21 protein-coding genes are annotated in these 18,062 nt (G+C 70.0%); 13 read left to right on the top strand and 8 right to left on the bottom strand.

The features are described from left to right. Window positions 1-793 precede the first annotated feature (793 nt). From AC060L_RS32150 to AC060L_RS32135, 4 genes are all read left to right on the top strand, one after another. Complete coding sequence (locus AC060L_RS32150) at window positions 794-1,087, top strand: transposase family protein (protein WP_483802506.1); 294 nt, start codon at window positions 794-796, stop codon at window positions 1,085-1,087. Window positions 1,088-1,233: 146 nt separating this feature from the next. Further along, window positions 1,234-1,380, top strand: coding sequence for a hypothetical protein (locus tag AC060L_RS32145; protein ID WP_483802505.1), 147 nt, complete (start codon window positions 1,234-1,236; stop codon window positions 1,378-1,380). A 14-nt stretch (window positions 1,381-1,394) separates the two neighbouring features. Then, window positions 1,395-2,018: a helix-turn-helix domain-containing protein gene (locus AC060L_RS32140; protein WP_483802504.1), complete on the top strand. Its 624-nt coding sequence runs from the start codon at window positions 1,395-1,397 to the stop codon at window positions 2,016-2,018. Between the two features lie 30 nt (window positions 2,019-2,048). Next, window positions 2,049-3,197 carry an NsdA family TPR-like regulatory protein gene (locus AC060L_RS32135; protein ID WP_483802503.1) on the top strand — a complete coding sequence of 383 codons (1,149 nt, stop codon included), beginning with the start codon at window positions 2,049-2,051 and terminating at the stop codon, window positions 3,195-3,197. Here AC060L_RS32135 and AC060L_RS32130 read toward each other — a convergent pair. Then, entirely contained in the window at window positions 3,124-3,783 is a 660-nt protein-coding gene (locus AC060L_RS32130) for an HAD family hydrolase (protein WP_483802502.1), read from the bottom strand. The two genes, AC060L_RS32135 and AC060L_RS32130, sit on opposite strands and share 74 nt — an antisense overlap. 355 nt (window positions 3,784-4,138) lie before the next feature. Between AC060L_RS32130 and AC060L_RS32125 the strand changes: the two genes are divergently transcribed. Beyond that, window positions 4,139-4,945 (top strand): hypothetical protein, encoded by an 807-nt coding sequence (locus AC060L_RS32125; RefSeq protein WP_483802501.1) that lies wholly within the window; start codon window positions 4,139-4,141, stop codon window positions 4,943-4,945. 280 nt (window positions 4,946-5,225) lie between these two features. After that, a complete protein-coding gene (locus tag AC060L_RS32120) occupies window positions 5,226-6,290 on the top strand; it encodes a tetratricopeptide repeat protein (RefSeq protein WP_483802500.1) in 1,065 nt (354 codons plus the stop codon). A 479-nt stretch (window positions 6,291-6,769) separates the two neighbouring features. Here the strand turns inward: AC060L_RS32120 and AC060L_RS32115 are convergent, their stop codons facing one another. From AC060L_RS32115 to AC060L_RS32105, 3 genes are all read right to left on the bottom strand, one after another. Continuing rightward, window positions 6,770-7,594, bottom strand: a complete 825-nt coding sequence (locus AC060L_RS32115; RefSeq protein WP_483802499.1) for a hypothetical protein — start codon at window positions 7,592-7,594, stop codon at window positions 6,770-6,772. Window positions 7,595-7,703: 109 nt separating this feature from the next. Beyond that, window positions 7,704-8,084 carry a DUF402 domain-containing protein gene (locus tag AC060L_RS32110; protein ID WP_483802498.1) on the bottom strand — a complete coding sequence of 127 codons (381 nt, stop codon included), beginning with the start codon at window positions 8,082-8,084 and terminating at the stop codon, window positions 7,704-7,706. A 534-nt stretch (window positions 8,085-8,618) separates the two neighbouring features. Then, window positions 8,619-8,918 (bottom strand): hypothetical protein, encoded by a 300-nt coding sequence (locus AC060L_RS32105; protein ID WP_483802497.1) that lies wholly within the window; start codon window positions 8,916-8,918, stop codon window positions 8,619-8,621. A gap of 59 nt (window positions 8,919-8,977) precedes the next feature. On the opposite strand from AC060L_RS32105, the gene AC060L_RS32100 reads away from it, so the two are divergent. The 4 genes from AC060L_RS32100 to AC060L_RS32085 all read left to right on the top strand — a co-directional run bounded on the left by AC060L_RS32100 (window position 8,978) and on the right by AC060L_RS32085 (window position 11,500). Further along, entirely contained in the window at window positions 8,978-9,370 is a 393-nt protein-coding gene (locus AC060L_RS32100; protein WP_483802496.1) for an ATP-binding protein, read from the top strand. A 96-nt stretch (window positions 9,371-9,466) separates the two neighbouring features. Beyond that, window positions 9,467-9,985, top strand: coding sequence for an Imm21 family immunity protein (locus tag AC060L_RS32095; RefSeq protein ID WP_483802495.1), 519 nt, complete (start codon window positions 9,467-9,469; stop codon window positions 9,983-9,985). A gap of 145 nt (window positions 9,986-10,130) precedes the next feature. Further along, a complete protein-coding gene (locus tag AC060L_RS32090; protein WP_483802494.1) occupies window positions 10,131-10,505 on the top strand; it encodes a hypothetical protein in 375 nt (124 codons plus the stop codon). A gap of 26 nt (window positions 10,506-10,531) precedes the next feature. Next, window positions 10,532-11,500, top strand: a complete 969-nt coding sequence (locus AC060L_RS32085; RefSeq protein ID WP_483802493.1) for an SMI1/KNR4 family protein — start codon at window positions 10,532-10,534, stop codon at window positions 11,498-11,500. 22 nt (window positions 11,501-11,522) lie between these two features. Here AC060L_RS32085 and AC060L_RS32080 read toward each other — a convergent pair whose 3' ends face one another. The 4 genes from AC060L_RS32080 to AC060L_RS32065 form a co-directional block, all read right to left on the bottom strand. Next, window positions 11,523-12,251 (bottom strand): hypothetical protein, encoded by a 729-nt coding sequence (locus AC060L_RS32080; protein ID WP_483802492.1) that lies wholly within the window; start codon window positions 12,249-12,251, stop codon window positions 11,523-11,525. Between the two features lie 253 nt (window positions 12,252-12,504). Next, window positions 12,505-13,272 carry a DUF4097 family beta strand repeat-containing protein gene (locus tag AC060L_RS32075; protein ID WP_483802491.1) on the bottom strand — a complete coding sequence of 256 codons (768 nt, stop codon included), beginning with the start codon at window positions 13,270-13,272 and terminating at the stop codon, window positions 12,505-12,507. A gap of 52 nt (window positions 13,273-13,324) precedes the next feature. Further along, entirely contained in the window at window positions 13,325-14,665 is a 1,341-nt protein-coding gene (locus AC060L_RS32070; protein WP_483802490.1) for an FtsX-like permease family protein, read from the bottom strand. Then, window positions 14,662-15,387, bottom strand: a complete 726-nt coding sequence (locus AC060L_RS32065) for an ABC transporter ATP-binding protein (protein WP_483802489.1) — start codon at window positions 15,385-15,387, stop codon at window positions 14,662-14,664. The genes AC060L_RS32070 and AC060L_RS32065 overlap by 4 nt, the downstream gene beginning before the upstream one ends. A gap of 156 nt (window positions 15,388-15,543) precedes the next feature. Here AC060L_RS32065 and AC060L_RS32060 point away from each other — a divergent pair, with 156 nt between their 5' ends. The 3 genes from AC060L_RS32060 to AC060L_RS32050 all read left to right on the top strand — a co-directional run bounded on the left by AC060L_RS32060 (window position 15,544) and on the right by AC060L_RS32050 (window position 17,993). Next, entirely contained in the window at window positions 15,544-16,719 is a 1,176-nt protein-coding gene (locus tag AC060L_RS32060; RefSeq protein WP_483802488.1) for a sensor histidine kinase, read from the top strand. A gap of 33 nt (window positions 16,720-16,752) precedes the next feature. Next, window positions 16,753-17,421: a response regulator transcription factor gene (locus tag AC060L_RS32055; protein WP_483802540.1), complete on the top strand. Its 669-nt coding sequence runs from the start codon at window positions 16,753-16,755 to the stop codon at window positions 17,419-17,421. Between the two features lie 254 nt (window positions 17,422-17,675). Further along, the gene (locus AC060L_RS32050) at window positions 17,676-17,993 is read left to right on the top strand and encodes a hypothetical protein (protein ID WP_483802487.1); all 318 of its coding nucleotides are present in this window, start codon (window positions 17,676-17,678) and stop codon (window positions 17,991-17,993) included. Window positions 17,994-18,062 lie beyond the last annotated feature (69 nt).

Here is an 18,062-nt window from a genome sequence, read left to right as displayed (position 1 = left end):
AGGTCCAGACAACTAGGCGCGAGGGGCCATCCCACGTCACCATTGGCCAACAGGTCACACCCTCGGTCCCTCACCGGGTAGAGCCTGGCGTGCAGCACACGGTCCTCCCACCACAGATCACCCGGAGCGGAGACCAGGCGGCCATCTGCTCACGCTTGGTCGGGGCGGGCAGCATCAGCGGGCCCGGCTTCTCCGTCTCCCGATCGCTGACGCACCGCGGACACCCCAACCGGTCCGGGCCGGCCTCCTCGGTCAGCTCCAGCTCCGAACCCGCCTTCCCGCCAATCGAACACCGACACTTCCAGCACGGGCGCAGCGCGGCGTTCGCCGTGCGGGCGGCCTCCAACTTCTTCCTCGCCGTCTCGGCCTCGACCGACTGGCGGCCGAGCTCATAGACGTAGGAGTGCCCTGCGGCTCATGCACCTGGCCTGCGTGTTCGTGAGGGGGTCTGACTACCACAATCTGTGTTAGTTAGAGGCCCTTTCGCTCTCCATCATGGTCCTCGAAGCAGCTCAGCAGGGATTCCTCGAAGGAGAGTTGATGGACGGGCAGGGATGGATGGTGTTAGCCACAGCGATCAGCGCGGGCATCACCGTGTCAGGGCAGGTCGCAGTAGAAGTTGTCCGGGCGCGATACCGGTTGAAGGAAGCCCAACTGGCAAACGCTTGCCCAGGCGGGACACACCCCTTCCCGCCTGGGCAAGCCGCATGTCAACGCTCCCTGAACCTTGGTTCTGACCCACTTTCAGTGCCGGAGCCACGGAGCGTCACCGGAACCGCGATCATGAACGGTCGTGGCTGACGATCTCCTCCAAGACCTCTGGCTCCACCAGACCACTGGCGTCACGGTCAACACTCTCACCGTCCACCCGCACCACATCACCGTCCACGCCGCCACGACCAGCGGTTCGGCTGCCTGCCCGTCCTGCGGCACCACTTCGGCCCGGGTCCACAGCTGCTACGAACGTCGACTCGACGACGCGTCCGTGGGCGGCCGGCCGGTGGTGATCGAGTTACGGGTCCGACGTTTCCGCTGCCGTGAGGCGGCCTGTCCTCGGACCACGTTCGCCGAGCAGGTACCGGGTTGACATTCCGCCACGGCCGGCGGAGCCAGGGACTGCAGACGGTTTTGCGGCGGGTCGCGTTGATGCTGGCCGGCCGAGCCGGGGCCCGGCTCGCGGACGCGCTGGCCGCGCCGGTGAGCCGCTCGACCTTGCTGAGACTCATACGCACCTTGCCCGAGACTGCGCCGACCACCCCGCGGGTGCTGGGCGTCGACGAGTTCGCCTTGCGCAAGGGCCACGTCTACGCCACGGTCCTGGTCGACATCGAGACCCGCAGCCCGGTCCGCTGCCGCCCAGCCCGCCGTTGCCGGAACTGAGCGCCCGTCCCGCCATGAACCTCCTTGCTTCGAAGCTCTCGATGCTCGCCTGCGGATCCGGGCTCTCCCAGCGTGAGATCAGCCGCCGTTGCGGCTTCTCCGCTTCCTACCTCTCGCGCATCCTCAGCGGCGAGCGCATCCCCACCTGGCACCGCACCGAGGCGCTCGTCAAGGTGTGCAAAGGCGACCCGGTCGTCGTGCGCACGCCATGGGAGCGCGAACGGTTGCGGGAGTTCGCCGACGCCTGCCAACCCCAGCCGGAGGCCCCGGCACTTCCCGCCGAGCAAGCCCCGGAAGCGTTGAAGACCGACCTCGCGACCCTTCACGTACGCGCCGGCAGCCCAACCGCGCGCGAGATCGCCGTCGCCACTGGGTGGCGCCTGACCCCTGACCGGATCACCGCCGTGATCATCTGCGATGACATCACCAACTGGGAGGACATGGCCCACGTCCTCGACGTCCTCGGCGGGGACAGAACCTACTTCCGCATGCTGTGGAAGGCCGCCACCAGCACAACCCCCACCGCATCCGCACCCAGCCCTGAACATGCGGCCCACCACGCCCAGCCCACAGACGGACTGCCCTCCGCCCACTCCCACGACCCGAACGGCAATCCCGAAACCGCATCGGCGGCGTGAAGACCCGGCGTCGAGAACGGGAACCGGCCGGTGACGGCCTCTGTCACAGCCGCCTACGACCTGGTACTCAGGACTGGTGGGGCGTTAGCGAGCGCGTTCGCGGACGCCCCGGCGGTCACCGGCACTCACACGCCGTGGACCGGGGCGGCCCTGGCGGTTCTCACCGAGCTGGTGGACGGGAGAAGAGTGGATCGCAGAAGCTTCATCACAGCGGGGATCGCCCTGTCGGCCTCCGCGAGCAACTGGTCCAAGGCGATAGCTGCGACGGCGCGCGATCGGCCTGCGGCCTACGACGGTCCGCGCCTGCTGGTGCATCTTGAGGATCGGCTGGACTATCTTCGCCGCGTCGACGACGAGCTCGGCAGCGGCGAAGTCCACAAGCAGGCCGGCGGTGAACTGTCTTTGGCCGTACGGCTGATCAAGGCGGGCCGGCACACCGACGCCGACCTTCGCCGCCTGTACGCGATCACGGCCGAGGCCTCCCGCCAGGTCGCCTGGACCGCCTTCGATCAGAGCCGTTTCGGGATCGCCCAGCGCTACTTCGACGCGGCCCTGCGTGCCTCCGTCGAAGCGGAAGACGTGCTCGCCGGCGCCTACGCACTCTCCTTCGCCGCCATCCAGTGCTACTCCACCGGGCAGGCCGGCCAGGCCGTCTCCCTCCTCGACACCGCCCGGGCCCAGGTCAAGGGGCGGGCCACCCCGAGGATGGACGCCATGCTGGCCGCCCGCACCGCCCGGGCGCTGTCCAAGACCGGCGCGAAAGCGGACACCGCCCACCAGCTCCACCTCGCCCGGACCGCCCTGGACAAGGGCCGGCACGACGACGACCCGAAGACCCTCTACTGGGTGGACTACGGTGAGGTCGAGATGATCGCCGGCTCCGCGGCCCTCGACCTCGGAGACCCCGCCGAGGCCCTGCGGCGATTCGCCGCCGGCATGGAGGCATACCCGGGCGACGAGGAATACCCCCGCACTCACGCGATCTACCTGGCTCGGGCCGCCGAGGCACACCTCGCGCTCGACGACCTCGACGGCGCGGTGGCCGCCGCTCACCACGCGGCGGCTTGCCTAAGCTCGGTGGATTCCGCCCGCTCGGCCTCCCAGCTCAAGGGGCTGCGGGACAAGCTTGCCCCGCACGCCAACTACCGACCCGTCGCCGAGTTCCTACAACCCGGGTAGGTGGAGCAGCTCCCGCAGTTGCCGTGCCACCACCTGCTCGTCCAGCCCCAGCAGCGCGGTGAACCCCCATATTGGCGGCGGCCTCGACGTTCGCCTCGGAGTCGTCCACGAACATGCACTCCCCGGCCGCCAGTCCGAGGCGATCCAGCACCACCTGGAACAGCGCGGCATCCGGCTTGCGGACGCCGTGGTCGCCGGAGAGCACCACGGCGTCGAAGGCCCCGTCCAGGTCGAACCCGGCGTACGGGTCGTACGGCTGCCGACCGAGGGAATTCGACAGTACGGCCGTCCTGATTCCCGCGGCCCGGGCCTGCCGCGCAACCGTCAACACCGGGTAGGCGGGGAAGGCGTCGTGAAGGTAACGCGCCATCAGGCCTTCGGACTCCACCCCCATCAGAGCCGCGAACCCCGAGTTCCACTCCGTCTGCGTGATCCTGTCCAGCTCAAGCTGACGGAACAGCTCCTGCCCGCTGGGATCGGCCCACGCTCGCAGAAACGTCCCCCGGGGGATCTTCTCCCTGGCCTCGAACGAGGTGATGACCTCAACCATGTTGAAGGTCAGCACACCGAAGAAGTCGAAGATCACGCCACGGACCTTCCCCACGCCTACCATTCCCGCAGCCTACGACGCGGCGCAGCTCGGATGTGACCCGCCAGGGGAATTGGGCAGCGGCTTGAGATGGCCTCGCAGATCCGCGCCACTCGTCGGCGCCGTCCGAGCTCCAATCCGACGGTCTTCGGGCTGCACCATGAGCGCCGGGTCCCGGGCGAGACCGTCCCCGGCCTGATGGCATACGGCGGGATCCGGCGGCGAGGCATTCTGTATGGTCCGTCAGCGCGTCTCCCGGCCGCCGGGCGGCCCTTGTTCGCGGGAAGTCAGTGGGCATACTGATCCACTGATCAGTCAGATCACACCGCCACTCACTTGAAGGATCGCCGCCTTGTTCTCGAATCGTCTCGTCCATGCCGCGGTGCTCTGCGCGCTGCTCGCCACCGGTGCTGTCGCATGCGGTAACTCGAAGGGCGCCTCCGGTCAGTCCGCAGCCCCCAGCCCCTCGGCTCCCGCTCCTGCGAGCGCGAGTTCCTCGCCTATGGGTATCGACGCGTTGAGCGCGGACCAGGTCGAGCAGCAGTCGAAGGTCGCGATGGGCTCGCTCAGCTCGGTACGGGTGTCCGGCAACATAGTTTCCACCGGCCAGAAGATCACCTTCGATCTCACCATCGACAAGGACAGGAACTGTCAGGGCAAGATCACCGATAGCGGACACGGCACCCTGGAGCTGCTTCACAACGCCGCTGGCACCTGGATGCGGCCGGACGCCACCTTCTGGCAGAACCTCGCGGCCCAGCAGGGCGATCCGCAGGCCGGCCCGCAGGCCGCCGAGATGTTCAAGGGCAAGTACCTGACCGGTGGCCAGGATGACCCGAACATGAAGAAGATGACCGCGATGTGCGACATGCTCCCGAGCATCACCGACACCACCTTCAAGGACAACCCCAGCGCCACCAAGGCCGGGCCCGCCACGATCAACGGCGTGGAGACGCAAAGCATCAAGGGGACTGACGAGGTTGGCTCCACCACCACCGCCTACGTCGCCGCCCAGGGCGCGCCCTACATCATCCGTCTGGACACTGGTGCCGACCAGATCGACTTCAGCGACTTCAACAAGCCGCTGATCGTCCAGGCCCCGCCCGCCGACCAGGTGATCACCTACTCCGACATCCAGCAGAAGCTCAAGTCCGCCTGAAGCCCCGCTGCCCAGTCGGCGTCGTAGAAGGCGTGGGCGCGATGGGGATGGGGGCCAGACGGGTGGGCCGGGCGGGCGTGCCGGCGGCAGCGCCGTTCTGACGCCGGTGGGCGGTGAGTACCACCGCGCCCGACGCCCGCTCACTTGCTCAGCGCGGACCTGCGCACTGCCGGTCGCTGTGACGCCGTCCGGCTCTTACCCAAGCGTCGGGGCCCACCCACAGCCGACGCCGTGGCCAGCTCTATGCTCGTCGTCGTTTGCCCTGGGAGAGGAACTAGCGGTGGGTTGGTTTGAGCGTCGGTGGCTGAACCGCCGGCTGGAGTCGGCTGAGTACCTGTACAAGCAGCGGCGCTGGGCGGACGCGGAGCGGGAACTGCGCGGGCTCTTGGAGGCCGCCCCGGCCGGGACGAGCCCGCTGGTGGCGTCGGCACACACCCTGCTCGCACAGGCGCTTCGTGTGCAGGGCCTCCTGCAGGACGCGGAGGTGGAGGCCAGGGCCGCGATCGGCGCACAGCCGGTGGCCGGCCGGACGGACTCGAGGGACGCGCAGGATGTTCTGGCCCTGGTCCTCGGCGATCTGGGCCGCCACCGTGAGGCAGCCGACCTGCTGGCCGCCACCGCCGCGGCGCGAGCCCACATCACCGGCTCCCACAGTGCGCCGGTCCTCAAGGGCCGCAGCGACCGCCTCCAGCACCTGGCCTACCTCGGCCTGCACGACGAAGTCGTCGCCGAAGCAGGTGCCCTGAAGCGCGCTGCCAGGGGTACCGAAGGAATCCACCGGGTCCTGCTACCACTGGCCGTCAGCAACGGCGAGGCCTTCAGCCTCTCGCTCCACGGGCACTACGAGCAGGCCGAGCACCTGCTGATGCCGGCGATCGATGAGGCACGCCGGCAGCGCCAGGACAGGTTCCTGACGGTGCTGCACCTCGGTGTGGCCCGGGCACTGACCGGCCAGGGGCGCGGCCAGGAAGCGCTTGCCGCCGTCGAGGTGGCACAGGCCACCTTCGACCGGGCCCCGCATCCCGGCGGGCTCGTACACGATCTGGCTGCGATCCACCTGGCCAGGGCCGCGGCACTGCTCGCACTCCAGAAGCACGCCGATGCCGAGCACGAGGCTCGACGTTGTCTGGGCCGGTGCGAGCGCCACCTCGGGCCCACCCACCATCGCGCGCTGGAGGCCGCCACCGTGCTCGCAGCCGCCCTCGCTGTCCTGCACCGGAACAACGAGGCAGCCGAACTCCTGCGCGAGACGCACGACGCCTGGCATACCCACTTCGGCTATGAGCACCACGGCACCATTCGAGCCCGCCAAGCCATGGCCGACCTCGCGGACCAACCAGGCTGACACTCCCGCCGGGCCAGGTGATTGGGACAGCCTGCCCTGATTCTGGGTCCACCCAGGGCTCGTCAGCCTCCGTCGGCTGCAGGTGTTTCTCCGGGAAACGGCCGTAACGACCGGGGCGGTGGCCCGGTGGACGGCCGACGTGTCAGGCGAGGCGGAGCGTGCGTTGGGCGACGTAGGCCAGGCGCTGGGCGAACTTCGCCTCGGCGTCGTCGCTGACGGTCTCCGGAGCGGGTCGGGAGGTCGGGCCGCCGCCGAACGCAGCCCTGGTGGCAGGCCTCCGAGCGGCCGTCGTGGCCTGGTGCGTGGATCCCTGCGAGCTCGGGTAAGCAGCACCTCGGTCCCGTCCGCGTCGACGGTGGGGATCGGGTCGTAGCGGCCTCTCTCCCAGGCGGCGCGTCCGTCGGCGCGGATCACGCCCAGGTAGCTGCCGAGCTGGTCGAGCTGCGCACCGTCGAAGCGTCGGCTGGTCGGGTGCGGCTTCAGGCGACGACGTGTCGCCAGTCCCGGTCCTGGTGGAAGGTCACCCGGGGCAAGCTCGCGAACATGCCTGCCGCACCGAGGGCGATCACCGCGCCACCGAGCACCGCCAGTTCCTCCCACGCACGACGGGATTCCAGAGCCGGGCGCAGCACGGCGGCGGTGCTTGGCGTGAGGGCCCAGTCGTTGTCCTCGTCGGCTTCCCCGTCCCAGTCACCCGGGTCCTTCGGACCCTCGTCTGCGAGATCGTGAAGGCGCTGGCGAACTCGGTGCGCTGCCTTCTCCGGGCTGGCCAGGCTGGTGTCGATGAGGAGCAGGTCGTCGCCGATTTCCTCGGAGGTCAGCAGGGCGGCGGCCTGGGCGAGGAGCGCGGAGCCGGAGACCGAGGTGCTCGATGCCCCGGGAAGGGCAACCGTGTAGGCGTTGTCGGTGAAGCGGTCGAGGGCGGCGGCAACGAGTGCGGCGGCGATGACGGGGCGCTGCCACGGCGACGGAAGATCGAGATGGTCGATCACGAGCAAGTTGCCCGGGATGTCGACGGCTTCCGCGAAGTCGGGGGTGGCCTCTCCGTCCGGGGTGAAGAACCGCGTGGCCGCGACGGCGAGGAAGCCTCCCTCGTCGATCATGCGGTCGTGGATGTTGCCGCACTTCCAGAACGCGCAGCGGACGGCTCGCATCGTGCCGTCGGTCTGGCCGGCCGCGTCGATGCGGGCCGTCCAGATCTGCAGGCCATCGCCGGCGCGGTCGAGGAGACCGGCCCGGTGGCGGAACTCCAGGGTCAGGAGTGCGGGGTCCGCGGCGGCGGTGACGGTCAGCTGCGGTGTCATCGTGCTCCTGACGGGGCAGGACCTTCCGGATTGTGCGGATCGGGGCCGTTGTGGACCAGCAGCGCGCGCACCCGCTCCCGGACCGGCCCGCTTGCCGTGCCGCAGCTCGTCATGGCCGGTACGGGGTCGCCGGCGTGATCGCTTCGTCGGCGCCGGGCGGCAGCGTCGGCAGCGGCCAGGACGGATCCGCCTCCCAGGTCGGCCAGCCGCCGGCGAACGGCCCGGTGCGGTCGCCCAGCATGCCGATCGCCCGGCCTCGGGCCCGCTCGACCTGGCGGCCCACGTGGTCATCGACCACGCCGAGGCGGCGCAGCTGGGCGTACTCCGCGCTGTCCTTCCAGTGGTGTCCCGACAGGTCGGGGGCGATGACCAGGTCGAGGGCGAGGTCCATGGTGTCGATGCCGCGCCCGGGGCGGTGCTGGTAGGGCGTCTCGAAGTTCACATACCAGCACAGTGGTTGCTTCGTGGCGGCGTCCTGAAAGCAGTGCACGGAGAACCATCCGCCGGCCAGGAAGTGCGAGAGCAGCTCCGTCCCCCTCCCACCGGTACGGGCTGAGGGTCCAGGTGCCGGCCGCCAGGTCGGCCAGGCCCTGCCGGCGGGCGGCGTCGTCGCCGGTGCGCGTGGAGGTGATCCAGGTCGTCGGGGCCAGGCTCTCGATCCCCGGCCAGTAGGCCAGGGTCAGCACGTGGCCGGTGTCGTCGATCACCCGCTGCGGCATCGCGGTCCACACCCGGCCGGCGTGGACGTCGCGGCGGATAACGGTGGTGCCGGGCTGGAACAGGGTGGTGTCGGTCACCGTGGCAGCCTTCCCGGCCCCGGGGCCGGGGAGTCCACTCGAAGGAGTGACGGCAAGTCAGGACTCAGGGAAGCCGTGGCGGTCACCCCCACCCGCCCCACTGCTTCGGCCGCTGCAGGGTTGGTTTCCCGGCGGGGCGCGAGCCGAACGTTCGAGCGGGGCTGAACGGCGGAAGGTGCGTGTGCGCGCCCCACGCCGCCTGGGACGTCGGCGTGGGGCGCGGGGAGTCACGCGGCGACGGCCAGGTGCGGCAGTCGGCCGGGAAGCCACCCTCGCCGCCGAAGCCCCGGGGCCCGGCGACCACACCAGTCAGTGCGGTAGCGGCGGGCCCGGCCGGTGGAGGCCGGCGGCACCACCTGGGCGCAGACCGGACAGTGGCCCGCCGGGACGGTGGTGACAAGGCGTTCCAGGAGGCGCTGGACGCGGTGCTGCGCGTCGAGTTCGAGGGGTTCCTGGTCGGCGGGGCAGTTGATGAGCAGCTGGGTGAGGTCGCGGCAGCGGGCGCCGAGCAGGGCGAGGTAGTCCACGACGGGCCAAGTGGCCGGGGTGGCGGTGCGGGTAGGTAGAGGCCGACGGTGTCGATGCGGTGGTGGTCGGGGAGAACCTGCAGGTCGCCTGGGTCACCCTGGAGTCGCTGACCGCGACGCCGGGCCGGGCCGCGGTCGACAGTTCGGTCTCCAAGGCGGTCGCGAAGATCACCCGGTGCGATGTGATCGTGGTGGACGAAATCGGCCTGCTGCCCTGCGGCCAGGCCGCAGCGGAGGCGTTCTACCGCGTGATCGACGCCGCCTACGAACGCCGTTCGGTAGTCGTGACCAGCAACATCCACCCTGCCGGCTTCGACATGATCATGCCCAAGACGATCGCCACTGCGGCGGTCGGCCGGCTCCTGCACCACGCGCACATCGTGCTGACCGAAGGCACCGGCCTCCGCCCCCAGCAGGCCACCAACGGTCAGGGCGTCATCCCGCTCGCCTGACCGGCCACTAGCCCAAGGCTGACCGGACCCAATCTCACCGTGCTGAGGCGCCAAGCTCAGCCGCTGGTCGTCAGGCCTGGTGTGTAGGTTGCGCTCATGGTCATGTACGGAGAGCCAGGAGCGGTCACGTGGGTGGAGTCCCTGGGAGGGCCGCTCATCGTGGTTCCTGAAGTCGTGTTGGAGGCATGGTTGGGATCGGCTGGGAACGACGACGCCGTAGACGACTACGACAGGGCCTGTGCCGTCGAGGGCTACATCGGCTTGCTCCAGGTCGGCTCAGCCGAGGGCCTGGTCCTCGGAGACGAACCCGCCTCGACCGCTTACCTGCCGGCGCAGGGCGTGTTCGTGCGCTGGTCAGCGGCGGAGTCCGAGGAGGCCATGCTCGCCAGCGTGGACGCGGCGATGTGTGCCGCTCGATGGGAGCCGGAGCTGACCTGGCAGGTGCCGGGACCGGTCGTTCTATTCGACTCGGCCTGGACGGGCGAAGAGTCTCGCCAGCAAGATCACGTACTGGTCGACCTGGAGGCCGGGTCCTACGCCGTTCGTGTGGCCTACGTCGAACCCGACCCGCAAACCGGGCTCACGCTGGTCGCGTTGCGCCGCCTCCCCGGGTGATGTCTTCGAACCGCGGCAGGTGACGAAAAGTCATACTGCGACGGGAGATGAACTGTCCGCCGGCATGGACCACGAAGGCTCTGCTCGCGATTTCGTGACAGACCGGTCCGCATGAGGAACGGCTCAGCCGCCTAGAATCCCAGTCATGAAGGTGCATCTGACCAGGGACAGCGTCGCAATGGGGGACGATGCCGACGCCCCGCACAGTGCGACCAGAGACCTACCTGCCAAGATGCCAGCCCTTGACGCGATCACCTCTGTCGTCAAGGGCGGTTACCTCGCTTCGATCGCCGGGGGCGAGGCCACCTGGATCCTGACCAATGCCGGCGCCTCGATCGCCGTAGTTGCCCAACAGTGGAAGGAACCGCGGCTCATCACCCCGGGGGACGCCTCGCTGGCTTCGCTCGCCATCGAGGACGAGGCCATCCACTGGCACTTCCGTTACCTGGCGCAACGAGACCCAGGAGCGATCTTCGAAGAGCTGAGGACAACACCAGCGATGCCCAACCTCGGCCGCTGACACCCCAGTGAGGCAAACTGCCCGCCATGACATCGGCTGATCACAACGTCCCGACCTCCTGGAATCGCATCGACACCTGGCTCACCGCTCACACGCGGCGCAGCCCGGCGAGACCTGCGTCCGATGCCGCCCGCCTGGACGCGTTCGAGGCGGACCTCGGCCTGCCACTGCCCGCCGACCTGCGGGCCTGGTGGCTGCTGCCCGACCTCGCCGCGAGTTATTGGATTCCGGACGCGTTCGCCCCGGTCTCGCTGGACGAGGCCCTGGAGACCCACGAGATCTGGCTCCTGGTCGCAGAGCAGGAAGGCGACTCACTCGACGGGAACGGCCGTCCCGAGAGCCGCTACCAGCGGGCGTTCATGCCGATCGCGCTGAGCCCCGGCAGCGACGGACTGATCGTCGACATGCGCCCCGGCGACAGCCACGGCACCGTCCTTCTCTGGGACCACGAGACCTGGACCCTGGACGTCCCCCAGTGGGTCTCGGTCACCTCAATGCTCCACGACATCGCCCAAGCCCTGGAGGCTGGCACGCCTGCGCTACTGGACCACGCAGCCGGCGGTGGCTCCCGGGAACCCAGCACAGCCGCAGTCAACGACGCACTCGATCTCACCTGGCAACCCACCCGCCGCGCGACCCGTCAGAGCACCATGCCTCAGCCCGCGCCAGCGACTGATCATTCGCGGATGAGACCAGAAGTGCAGGCGTTCGTAGCCGACGGCCCCCTCCCCGACTGGGATGCCGAGGGCGAGGAGATCGACCGGCGAGTCGAGCAGCTCGAAGCCATCGCCAAGCCCGTCACTGGCGAGGAAGCCAAAGCACTGGTCGCCTGCTTCGGCCCGGACGACTGTTACGGCGTCGCCTGGACCCTGCTGCACCTTATCGAGACCGGCCCGAACCCGGTCCTGACCACCGAGCCCGCTCCCGACGCCAATGAGTGGCACCACACCCTCTGGGCCCGCATCGTCAACAGCGGGCTTGCCCCCTCAGCTTGACGCACTAACACCGTGCGAGGTCTCACAGCGAGGCCACCACCGGGAGCGGGCGCGGTGCGGGCGCCGCCGCTTCGACGGGCGCGGACCGCAGAGAGCCGGACTCGTCGGGCAGTGGCACGTCGGCCTCCGCTCGACGGCCCGCAAGCGCGCCGCGGCCCGTCACCTCGACGGTGGCCCGGCGCCCGGACAGCAGCCCGTGCCCGGGCCCCAGCCCCGTCCACCGTTTCTGCCCCACCGACAGGCGCAGGCGGGAGCCGGGCCACGGCCCGGTGGTCAGCACCAGCGCAGGGCACCAGCGCACGGCCCCGACGCAGGACGCCGTCGAGCCGGCGGGCGGTGTGCGGGGTGATCGCCCCTCCACCGCACCCAGCAGGATGACATCCACCGCCGGGGCCGGCGCGGCCACAACATCGCTCCACTTCGGCCCCGGGGTATCGACGATCAGCAACCGGGCCGGGTCCAGGCCCGCCCCGGTCGCGGCGAGCAACCCCAGGCCCGGCAGCGCCACCGCCGCACACCAGCCCGGCCCGCGCACCGGGTCGGCCAGCGCGGCGCCCGCCAGCGCCAGGAGCAGCGGAACGTCGCGTTCGACCTCCACCACGGTGCCGCGTCGAAGCCCGCGCTCGGGCAGCAGGTGCGCGATAGCTGCCGGCGCTGGCAGCAACCGCTCGCCCGTCGGCGCTCCGGTGTCGTCGGGGGCGGTGGCGTCCAGCAGCGCGGCCAGCCGCTGCGCCGCGGCCGTGGTGGTCACGGCCCGACCGGCGGCTGCGGGATGGGCGGGGCGTCGTCCGGTCGGCACGCGCGGGGCACGCTGCGCATCGCCCGGCACGACGGAGGGCCGAATGGGACGAGCAGAGGAGGAATCGGACGGCACCCCCTCAGCATGCTGGTGACAAGCAGCGCGATTCGGCACAAGCCTCTGCTGCAGCACGATAGGTGTCATTGAGGCGCGGAAGTTGTCACCAGGATCATGGCTCGTCTTTGCGGTGCCAAGAGGGGGCGTGTCAGGACTTCCCGCCCTTGCCGATGGCGATGCTGCCGTTGCGGGTCCGGACGGCCACGGAATGGCCGCTCATGTCGTCTTTCGCGACGTTCACGGTGACGTCGCCCTTCTTCGCGGCCGTGCGGACCGCGTACTTCGATTCCGGCAGGCCCAGCTCGACGTTGCCGTCCCTGCTCTGCACGTCGACCAGGTCGGGCACGGCGGCCAGGCCCAGGTCGACGTTGCCGTTCCGCGAGGTGACGCTGACGGACCGGGCCGAGATCCCGTCGCTCTCGATGCTTCCGTCGCCGCCTGCCAGGGCCAGCTTGGCTCCGTGGAGGTCCGACAATCGGACGTCGCCGCCGGCGGTCCTGGCCGAGAAGTCCGCAGTGAAGCCGGTGGCCTCGATGCGCCCCTTGCCGCTCTCGGCGGTGACGGCGACGGCGCGCGGCACCTTCACGGTGTACTTCGCGCTGCAGTCCACCGAGATCCCCGTGCAGTCCAGCGAGAGTGTGAGCGTGCCCCCTTCGAGCTGCCAGCCGGCCCCCACCTCCCCGCCGGCCTCCCTGCCGCTGACCCGTCGTTCCACCCGAACGCCCTCGACGTCGGCGGCCACCAGCGCCAGGTCGGTGGAACCGGAGTTGACGGTCAGGCTGCCGCCGGCGAAGTCGAAGGACTTCGATTCCACGGTCGCGTCGGCCGATGCGCCGTCCGTGGCGCAGGCCGTGGCGGCGAGGCCGAGGAGCGCGGCTCCGCCGAAGGCGAGAAGCGTGCGCGTGGTCGGTTCCATCGAATTCTTCCTTCGTCAACGAGCATGGTGGTGTGGATTCCCGCACCCCGGTTCACGAGCGCAGCGCCCGGACCGCGACCGTGCGCGACACCCGGGCCGCCTGCAGGACCAGCGCGAGGCAGATGGTGACCAGCGTCCCGGCGGCGAGCGCCCCGAGCGTGGCCCAGGGCAGGCCCGCCAGGACCCGGACGACGTCGATCCGGGCGCCCAGGGAGATGGTGAGACTCGACACGGCGAGGAACAGCGCGCCGAAGACGATGGCCGTCCCCGCGTAGATCACCCCCTCGTAGACCATCGACCGGGTGACCACGCCCGGCCGCGCACCGGCCACCGTCACGACGGCGGAGTCACGGGCGCGCTCCCGCCCGACGAGGGCGATCACGGTGAGGCCCCCGACCCAGGACACGACGAAGACCCAGCCCAGCACGACCAGGATGTTGTCCGGCCCGGCGCTGCCTCCGGGCATGACCTTCCCGATCACCATGAAGAAGCCGACGAACGACAGGGAGAGCGCGAAGGGCAGCACCGTGGTGACGCTCCTCGTCGCGCGGGCCCGGCACGACTGCACGGCAAGGTGCCAGGCGACGCCGCGCGAGGGCACCAGCGCCGTCCAGAGCTTCATCAGCGGGGTGAACACCCACGGCCCCATCAGCAGCAGCAGGCAGAGGAGGAAGAGGTTCCCGGTGAACGCGAAGGCCGTCCGCTGGGCGAGCCCACCCTTGAGTTCGAGGCCCAGGCCGGGGACCCACATCCCGACCACACCGGCGAGCAGGCACAGGGCGAGGCCACCGCGGGCTACGCCCGGCCGCGCCGGGGGATCGGAGAAGTCCCGGAAGGCGCGCATCTCCGGCGTCCTGGCGGCCCGCCGGGTGACGCCCCAGCCCCCGAGCAGGCACGGAACCAGTCCGAACAGCACGCTCACGCCGACGTACCAGAACCGGAACCCGACCGAGGCCCCGTGCAGTTCGAGACCCGTCCCCTTCCACTGCGCGAGGGTGACACCCGCGACCAGCAGGGCGAGCGGTGCGGCCAGCGCGCCGGCCACCGCGCCCAGCACCACCATCTCCATCCGCAGGATGAACCTGACCCGGTGGCGCGGAATCCCGAGGATCACCCACAGGGCGTGCTCGCGCCGCTGCGTCGTCAGCGTCAGACCGACCGCGGAGGCGACGATGCCCACGGCGGCGAGCACGGTGAAGAAGACGATGTTGCCGCCGAGGGCGATCGACGCGGAGACCATCCGTGCGTCACCTGCCGCCCGCGCCGCCGAGACGGCGGTGAACATCGCGATGGCCGAGCCCGCCGAGCACGCCGCGCCGACCGTGGCGCACAGGAGCGTCCACCACCACATCGACGCCTGCAGGCGGATGTCCGACAGCACGAGCCGGATCACGACTCCTCCCCGCCCGCTTCGTCCGCCGACTGCGCCGCGAGGACGGCCTCGCCCACCGCGCGGGAGTCGCCACCGGGGATGACGGCGTGTACCCGCCCGGACCCCATCACCACGACCTGATCGGCCCGCGCGGCCGCATGAGGGTCGTGGGTGACCATGAGCACCGTGCTCCCCTGCGCGGGAAGCGCCTGCAGCCAGTCGAGCACCACATGACCCGACTTGAGGTCGAGCGCACCCGTCGGCTCGTCGGCGAAGACGATCCGCGGCTGGTTCGCCACCACCCGGGCCACCGCGACGCGCTGGCGTTCGCCACCGGAGAGGCGGTCGGGGCGTCGCCGCGCGTGCTTGGCGATGCCGAGCCGCGCCATGGCGTCCTCGACCCGCGCCCTGGGCACCCGTCGGCCGGCGAGCCGCGCCGGCAGGGCGATGTTGTCCTCGACCGTCAGCGAGCTGACGAGGTTGTACTCCTGGAAGACGAAGCCGATGTTCTCGCTGCGGAACGCGGCCTGCTTGCGGGGGCTGAGGGAGCGGACGTCCGTCCCGAGGATCTCGACGGACCCCGCGCTCGCCCGCTCCAGCCCGGCTGTGCAGAGCAGGAGCGTCGACTTGCCCGAACCGGAGGGGCCGACGACGGCGGTCAGCCGGCCTTCGGGAATCTCCAGGTCGATGTCGTGCAGTACGCGCGTCGACTCGCCCCGGCGGCCGGGAATGGGGAATTCCATCCGAAGGCCGCGCAAACGAATGCACGACACGGAAGCAGTAGTGGAAAATGGCATGACTCAAGGAAAGCAGGGCCGGGCAGTGGAGTGCACGGGTGCCTGCACTGCTATTGGCGGTAGACCTGGATCTACCGCCCGACCGATCCGAACTGTGCGAAAATGTTGATCATGGCGCAGATTCGTGTTGCCCGGAGACTGCTGACCGAATCCGTCGCAGCGGCCGCCTTTCCGATCCTCCTGATCTCCGTTCTCGCTGCGCCGGTCTCGGTTCCGGTGGTGGCCGAACTGGACCGCTCCAGGGCGCAGTGGTGCGGAGTCCTGACAATGCCGCTGCGACCCGCCAGCCGCAGCTGGCCGCAGTGGGTGGCCGGTCGGCTGCGGACACGGTCGGTGTGGCGGACCGACCTCCCCGTGTTCGTCACCGCCGCACTCCTGTCCGCGCTCTCGCTGTTGGTGGGCTTCTTCGGATTCGTCGGCGCTCTGGCGCTTGTTTTCTCCCCCGTCTTCTGGGGTTTCGGAATCGCCGCGCAAGTCGGCCCGTTCACCCCGGCCGCCCTGTGGGAAACCCTCGTGGCGGTGCCCGCGGGAATCGCCCTCGGTGCGGTCACCGTGGGCGCGCTGGCCGGCATCTCCCTGCTCCGCGACCTGCTCCTGCGGGCCTTCTCGGGGAGCCGGAACCCCGACTTGCTCGCGAAGCTGGAGGAACTCCGCGCCAGCCGGGCCTCGCTGACGGCGGCCTTCGAGAACGAGCGCCGGCGCATCGAGCGTGACCTGCACGACGGCGCCCAGCAGGAACTCGTCGCCCTCGTCATGCGCCTGGGAATCCTGGAAGCCGCAGCGACGGCCACCGACCAGGAACGGATCGTCCAGCTGGCACGCCAGGCCCAGGCGCAGGCGGAGCGCGCGCTCGAACGGCTGAGGGAGACGGTGCGCGACATCCACCCCAGCGAACTGAGCGATCTCGGTCTCATCGCCGCCGTCCGGGAACTGGTGGCCAGATCACCGTTGCAGGTCGATCTGACCAGCACCGGTACGGACGCTTGGCTCACCTCGCCGATTGCCACGGCCGTGTACTTCACGGTCTCCGAGGCCCTGACGAACATCGCCAAGCACGCGGGCGTCGGGAGCGCCCGGATCGAGATGCGGTGCACCGAGAGCGGCGTCCGCGTCCGGGTGGTCGACGGCGGCGCCGGCGGCGCGCGGATCAGCAGCGGATCCGGGCTCTCCGGGCTGCGTGAGCGGATGCGAAGCGTCGGTGGGAACCTCGAAATCATCAGCCCGCCGGGCGGCGGAACGGAGGTCCTGGCATCCGCCCCGGCCCAACCCCCGTGGTGACGGAATTCGACAGGGAAAAGCGATGGGAAATCGATTGTGAGAATCATCCTGGCGGACGACAGCCTGCTGATACGCGCCGGAATCCGGGAGATCCTGGTTTCCAGTGCCCACGACGTGATCCGCGAATGCGCGGACGCCGACGAACTGGTCGCCGCGGTCGACGACCTCGCCGCCGCCGGAGCCGCCCCCGACCTGGTGATCACGGATGTTCGCATGCCGCCCGGGAACACCGACGACGGACTCCGGGCCGCGATCGACATTCGGTCGCGGCACCAGGACCTGCCGGTACTGGTCCTCTCCGCCTACGTCACGGGCCCGTACGTGCGCGAACTCCTGAATGGCCCGGGCGCCGACGGGGCAGTCGGCTACCTGCTCAAGGAGAAGGTGGGCAGAGTGGCGGACTTCCTGCGGGCCGTCGAGACGGTCTCCGGCGGCGGGGTGGTGATCGACCCCGAGGTGGTTCGCCACGTCACCCGCGCCGACCCGCCGCGGGGCCCGCTCGCCCGGCTCACGGCCCGCGAACAGGAGGTGCTCGCTCTCATGGCCGAAGGCCGCTCCAACGCGGAGATCGCGGCAGAGCTGTTCCTCTCGGGCGCCGCCGTGGCCAAACACGTGGGGAACGTCTTCCTGAAACTCGGCATGCCCTCCGGCGAGGACAACCGCCGGGTGAAGGCCATCCTGACCTGGTTCGAATACAACTAGGACTTCAATGCCGCTGCGTTTACCGGCGGCGGCGTGATGCGAGTCCGTCTTCCATGACGAGGATCTCGACAGAAAGGGCGTAGGTCCGGGTGGGTTGCGGGTGTTTCCCTGCATCTAGCGCGCGTAATCGGTGACAACCATCATGCTTCGAGCCACGGATTCACCCAGGCACCCAGGCAGGCAGGCGCTCCGGGACATCTACCGTGCTTCGGCACACCCGCACCCAATCGGTCCCCACGGCCGTTGATCAGGCCGTGCTGACTACCTGCTCGCGCCGACTCGCCGCCGTCATCACTGCCGGCCTGCTCGCCGCCACCACCACCCCCGCGCACGCCGCGGCCCGCACCATCCAGCGCGGGGTCGACGGCTGCATCGCGTGGTCCTGGGACGACGAGAACTTCTTCGGCGCCACGGTGTACCTGCACAATCGGTGCGACGGCACCCACGTCGCCAAGATCGCCTGGCAGTCGCCAACGGTGGCGCTGACCGTCATCACGCTCAAGCCCGACGCCAAGGACAACGTCTTCCGGATGTCCGACCCCAAGTCGATCTGGGACGCCGGCCGCCCGTGAACCGCGCAAAACGTGCTTGCGATCGCCTACAAGGCCCCACCGGCGGGGCACCGATCTTCCGATCGGAAA

Source organism: Kitasatospora sp. NEAU-69 (assembly GCF_057158765.1).
This window is presented reverse-complemented; position numbering and strand designations above follow the sequence as displayed.